Annotated in this window: 1 protein-coding gene; it reads right to left on the bottom strand. The window is 74.8% G+C overall.

All coding sequences use genetic code 11. The features are described 5' to 3' along the window. A partial coding sequence (locus ACWC9T_RS41325; protein ID WP_449826168.1) for a type I polyketide synthase occupies positions 1-3,251 on the bottom strand: 3,251 nt, incomplete at both ends.

Raw genomic sequence — 3,251 nt, 5'->3', positions numbered from 1 at the left:
ACGAGCAGCAGCCCGACGCCCTCGGCCCAGCCGGTGCCGTCCGCGCCCGCACCGAAGGCCTTGCAGCGCCCGTCCGCCGACAGCCCGCGCTGCCGGCTGAACTGGACGAAGGTGTTCGGCGTCGCCATCACCATGGCCCCGCCTGCGAGGGCGAGGGAGCACTCGCCGTTGCGCAGCGCCTGGGCGGCCAGGTGCAGGGCGACCAGAGACGACGAGCACGCGGTGTCCACCGTCAGCGCCGGGCCCTCCAGCCCGAAGGTGTACGCGAGCCGCCCGGAGGCGACGCTGGCGAGGTTGCCGGTGAGCAGGTAGCCCTCGCCGCCCTGCGGGGTCGCCTGGCGGCCGGGTGCGTAGTCCTGCGGGGCCGCGCCGACGAAGACACCGGTCGCTGTTCCGGCCAGGCCGGTCGGGTCGAAACCGGCCCGCTCGAAGGTCTCCCAGGCCGTCTCCAGCAGCAGTCGCTGCTGCGGGTCCATGGCGAGGGCCTCGCGCGGACTGATACCGAACAGGTCGGCGTCGAACTCGGCGGCCTGGTGGAGGAAGCCGCCCCGGCGGGTGTAGGAGGTGCCGGGGTGCTCCGGGTCCGGGTGGTACAGCTCGTCGAGGTCCCAGCCGCGATCGGTCGGGAACTCACCGATGGCGTCCACGCCGTCCGCGACCAGCCGCCACAGGTCCTCGGGTGACTCGATGCCGCCCGGGTAGCGGCAGGCCATGCCGACGATTGCGATCGGCTCGTCGACCGCGGCGGCGGTCCCGAGGACGACGGGCGGGTTCGACTCCGCGCCGAGCAGTTCGGCCTTGAGCCGGCCGGCGAGCGCGGCGGGCGTCGGGTAGTCGTAGACCATCGAGCTGGGCAGCCGCAGGCCGGTCGCGGCGTTGAGCCGGTTGCGGAGCTCGACGGCGGTGAGCGAGTCGAAGCCGGCTTCCTTGAACGCCCGCGCGGGGGCGACGGGGGACGCCGGGCCGTGGCCGAGAACCGCGGCCGCCTCGGTGCAGACCAGGTCGAGCAGGAAGCGCTCCCGCTCCTCGTCGCCGGTCATCCGGGCCAGCCGCTCGGTGAGCGAGTCGGCTGCGCGGGTGTCAGCGGTCGCGGCCCGGCGCCGGGCGGAGGCGCGGAAGAGTCCGCGCAGCAGGACGGGCACCGGGCCGGACCCGCGCCAGGTGCCTCCGCGCTCCAGGCGGGCGGGCACGATCGCCGCGGCATCCGCAGTGAGTGCGGCGTCGAAGAGTGCGACGCCGTCCTCGGGCTCGATCGGCAGGACGGCCGTACGGGCCCAGCGGGCCAGGTCGGCGGCGTTCAACTCGGCTGCCATACCGCCCTGTTGGCCCCACATGCCCCAGGCCAGGCTGGTGGCCGGCAGACCATCGGCTCGGCGGCTGGCCGCGAGCGCGTCAAGGAACGCGTTGGCAGCCGCGTAGTTGGCCTGTCCGGCGCTGCCGAGGGTGGCGGCGATCGAGGAGAAGAGGACGAACGCCTTGAGGTCGCGGTCGCGGGTGAGCTCGTGCAGGTGCCAGGCGGCGTCGGCCTTCGGGGCCCAGACGGTGGAGATCCGCTGCTCGTCGAGCGCGGCCACGACGCCGTCGTCCAGGATACCGGCGGTGTGCACGATGGAGGTCAAGTCGGGTGTAGCGTTAATCAGTTCGGCGAGCGCCGCGCGGTCCGCGACGTCGCAGGCGACGACCGTCACCTCGGCGCCCAGCGCGGTCAGATCCGCCACCAGCTCGGCCGTGCCCGGCGCGTCCGGGCCGCGCCGGCTGGCGAGCAGCAGGCGTCGCGCGCTGAGGTCGGCGACCAGGTGGCGCGCGAACAGCCGGCCGAGGGTCCCGCTCGCACCGGTGATCAGGACGGTGCCGCCGGTGTCCCAGCGGACCGGGGCGTCGGTCGCGGTCACCTCGTGGCGGGCCAGCCGGGGGACGAGCAGCGAACCGGCGCGCAGCGCGAACTGCGGCTCGCCGGTGGCGAGTCCAGCATCCAACTCCCGTTCGGACTCGGCACTGCCGTCCACGTCGACCAGGACGAAGCGGTCAGGGTTCTCGGTCTGCGCGGACCGCACCAGGCCCCAGACGGCGGAGCCGGCCAGTCGCGGGGCCTCGCCGCCGTCCGTCGCCACGGCCTGCCGGGTGACCAGGGCCAGACGGGTGTTCTCGGAATGCTCGCCGTCGAGCCAGGAGCGTACGGCGGCCAGCGCATCGACGGCCAAATCCCGTGCGGCGTCGGCATCATCGCGGTCGGCGTCGAGTCGGACGACGGTGTACTCCATGGCCGCGGCAGCGGACTGCGCGAGCGGGTGCGCGGTCCATCGCACGGTGTGGAGGCCACCGGGCGTACGGCTCGCGAACAGCTCCGCGCCCGGTGTGCCGAGGGCCACCGAGGCGACCGACAGGACGGGCGCTCCCGTGGCGTCCGAGACGGTCAGCGAGACGGCGCCCGCGCCCGCCGGGGACGCCTTGACGCGCAGCAGAGTGGCGCCCGTCAGGCTCAGGGACACACCCTGCCAGGCGAGCGGCATCCGGACGGCCTCACCGTCGGCGCCCAGGTGCGCCAGGCACTCCAGCAGCGCCGGGTGCAGGCCGTAGCCGTCGGCGTCCGCGAGCAGCTCCTCGGGCAGGGCGACCTCGGCGAACAGCTCCTCGCCGCGCCGCCACAGCGCCTGGACGTTCTGGAACAGTGCGCCCAGCACCGCACCGGTCGGCTCGGTGACGGGCGTCGCGACGGCGCCGGCGGGCGGCCAGGGCTCGGAACCGGCCTCCTGGGAGGGCAGTTCAGCACCGAGCAGGCCGTGGGCGTTCCGGGTCCACGGCGCGTCGTCGGTGGCCTCCTCCAGGCGGGAGTGGACGGCGATGCGGCGACGCCCGGTCGGGTCCGGGGCCTCGACGGAGACCTGCAGGCGCAGGCCGCCGCGCTCGGGGACGAGCGGTGGCGCGTCCACGATCAGCGATTCCAGCTGCGGGCAACCCAGTTCGTCACCGAGCCGGAGCGCGAGCTCGACCAGCGCGGACGAGGGCAGCACGGCCTGGCCGGCCACGGTGTGGTCGGCGAGCCACGGCTGCGCGTGGCGGGACGCCCGGCCGGTGTAGACGGTCGTCGCACGCTCACCGGCCAGCTCGATCCCGGCGGCCAGGAGGGGGTGCTCGGTGGCGGTCAGCCCGATGGAGGTGACGTCGGCGGTGTCGGGGGCGGTGAGCCAGTAGTGCTGGTGCTGGAAGGGGTAGGTGGGGAGGTCCGGCAGTGTGTGTGGGGTGGGGAGGAG

This window comes from Kitasatospora sp. NPDC001159, assembly GCF_053598235.1.
The sequence above is the reverse complement of the archived record's forward strand: the minus strand, read 5'-3'. Positions and strand labels throughout refer to the sequence as shown.